This window comes from uncultured Limnohabitans sp. (assembly GCF_937889215.1).
In the GTDB taxonomy this organism is placed as follows: domain Bacteria; phylum Pseudomonadota; class Gammaproteobacteria; order Burkholderiales; family Burkholderiaceae_C; genus Limnohabitans_A.
The window spans coordinates 1-2,861 of the sequence record NZ_CALBEX010000047.1 but is presented as its reverse complement, the minus strand read 5'-3'; the positions used below and the strand labels follow the sequence as shown (position 1 = coordinate 2,861).

2 protein-coding genes are annotated in these 2,861 nt (G+C 57.5%); both read right to left on the bottom strand.

The window, feature by feature from the left end; all coding sequences use genetic code 11:
• The coding region (gene nuoN, locus Q0341_RS01175) for an NADH-quinone oxidoreductase subunit NuoN (protein ID WP_299509993.1) at window positions 1-1,258 on the bottom strand (1,258 nt) is incomplete at its 3' end.
• 51 nt (window positions 1,259-1,309) lie between these two features.
• Window positions 1,310-2,785, bottom strand: a complete 1,476-nt coding sequence (locus Q0341_RS01170) for an NADH-quinone oxidoreductase subunit M (protein ID WP_299509992.1) — start codon at window positions 2,783-2,785, stop codon at window positions 1,310-1,312.
• Window positions 2,786-2,861 lie beyond the last annotated feature (76 nt).

Sequence of the window (2,861 nt, the reverse complement as noted above, 5' to 3'; positions counted from 1 at the left end):
CCATGTAAAAGCCCTGGCCCGAGGCCAACAACGATTGCAGCACCGACAGCTTGGCGTAAAAGCCCACCATCGGCGGAATGCCCGCCATCGAAAACAGGCAAATCGCCATAACTCCCGCGTACAAAGGGCTGCGCTGGTTCAGGCCCGCCAGGTCGGTGATTTCTTCGCTCTCAAAGCCGTGGCGTGCCAACAGCATGATGATGCCGAATGCGGCCAAAGTGGTCAGCACATACGACAACATGTAGAACATGGCCGAGCTGTAGGCGTTGGCCGCCAAAGTGGTTTCGCCATTGATGACACCGGCCACAAAACCCAGCAACACAAAACCCATTTGCGAGATGGTCGAATAAGCCAGCATGCGCTTGAGGTTGGTCTGGGCAATGGCCGCCAGGTTACCGATGAGCAAGGAACCAATGGCCAGCACCGACAGCATTTGCTGCCAGTCAAACGCCAGCGGCAGCATGCCCTCAACCAACAAGCGAACAAGAATGGCAAAAGCGGCCAACTTGGGGGCGCCACCGATCATCAAGGTGGCCGCGGTTGGGGCCCCTTGGTACACGTCGGGAATCCACATGTGGAAAGGCACGGCACCGATCTTGAACGCCAGACCGGCCACGATGAAGACCAAACCAAACACCAGCACCTGGTGGTTCACCTGGCCCGAGGCGATGGCCTTGAGCACCGCCGATAGCTCAAGGCTTCCGGTGGCGCCATACATCATGGACATGCCGTAGAGCAAGAAGCCCGAGGCCATGGCCCCCAGTACAAAGTACTTCATGGCCGCTTCGGTGGCTTGCGTGTGATCGCGGCGCAAGGCCACCAGCGCATAGCTTGAGAGCGTCAAAAGCTCCAAGCCCAAGTAGATCACGATGAAGTTCTGGCCCGAGATCATCATGCTCATGCCCAGCAAGGCGAACAGGCTGAGGCTGAAAATCTCGCCCCCGCGCAGCATGTCGCGGTCGGCAGCATAAGGGCGGGAATACACCAAGGTCACCATCACGGCGATGGTGGCAAAGCACTTGAGCCAGTGGCCCATCGGGTCGCTGACCACCAGGCGACCAAAGCCGTAAAGCGTCTGCCCGGCATCGGCGTACAAAGCATGCAACAAGGCCACACCGCCCAGAGACACCAGCGTCAGCACGTAAGTGCCCGTGCGTTTGGGGCTTTTCACGAAGAGGTCGGCCAGCGTCACCACGCAGGCCATGACCAGCAACACGATCTCCGGATACATCGTCATCCAGCTGGAGTTGTCCATCATCTGTGTTCTCTCAATTGTTCTATTCAGGTGAAACGTTCAGGCCCCGGCCGCTCAAGGCAGCTTGGACACGGCCACATGCTTGAGCAAGTCCATCACCGAAGCATCCATCACATCGGTGAAAGGTTTGGGGTAAATGCCCATGTAGAGCACGGCCACGGCCAACAAGGCCAGCATCAGGAATTCACGCGTGTTGATGTCGGTCAGGCCCTTGACATCGTCGTTGGTCACAGGCCCCAGGTACACGCGCTTGAACATCCACAAGGTGTAGGCCGCGCCAAAGATCAGGGCCGAAGCGGCCAGCAAGCCGATCCAGAAGTTGAACTTCACAGCGCCCAAAATCACCATCCACTCGCCCACAAAACCAGCGGTGCCGGGCAAGCCCGCATTGGCCATGGCAAACAGCAAGGCGAATGCGGCAAACTTGGGCATGGTGTTCACCACGCCGCCGTAGCTGGCAATCTCACGCGAATGCACCCGGTCATATAACACGCCAATGCACAAGAACATGGCGGCCGAAACAAAGCCGTGGGCAATCATCTGCACAATGCCGCCGGACACGCCCAGCGGGTTGAAGATGAAAAAGCCCAAAGTCACAAAACCCATGTGCGCCACCGACGAATACGCCACCAGCTTTTTCATGTCTTGCTGCACCATGGCCACCAGGCCCACATAGATCACGGCCACCAGCGACAGCACCAGAATCAACATGCCCCACTCGCGGGCCGCATCGGGGGCGATGGGCATGGAAAAGCGCAAGAAACCGTAAGCACCCAGCTTGAGCATGATGGCCGCCAGCACAGCGGAGCCGCCTGTGGGCGCTTCAACGTGCACGTCGGGCAACCAAGTGTGTACCGGCCACATGGGCACCTTCACGGCAAAAGCCGCAAAGAACGCAAAGAACAGCATGGTCTGGACCGAACCCGACAGGGGCAACTTGTGCCAGGTCAGGATGTCAAAGCTGCCGCCCGAAGTCACGTACAAATAGATCAGCGCGATCAGCATCAGCAAAGAGCCGAGCAAGGTGTACAAGAAGAACTTGAAGGCCGCGTAAATTTTGTTCGGACCGCCCCAGATGCCGATGATCAGGTACATCGGAATCAAGGTGGCTTCAAAGAAGACATAGAAAAGGATGCCGTCGAGCGCGCAGAACACGCCGATCATCAGGCCCGACAAAATCAGGAAAGCGGCCATGTACTGATTGACTTTGCGGGTGATGACTTCCCAGCCCGCAATGACCACGATCACGTTGATGAAGGCCGTCAGCGGCACCAGCCACAACGAAATGCCATCCACGCCCAAGTGGTAGTGCACGTTGAAGCGCTCGATCCAGGCAAATTTTTCAACAAACTGCATGGCCGAGGTGCCGAGCTGGAAGCCCGAAATCAGCGGCAGCGTGACCAAGAAACTGGCGATGGAGCCCAGCAGCGCAAACCAGCGCACAGCGCCCGCTTGGCTGTCACGACCAAAGGCCAGCAAGACGACACCGATGGCAATCGGCATCCAGATGGCAAGGCTTAACAATCCCATTTTTATTCTGTCCTCAAAATCGTTAAGCGAGCCAGACGAAATACGTCATCAGCACGAACACACCCAAAATCATGAC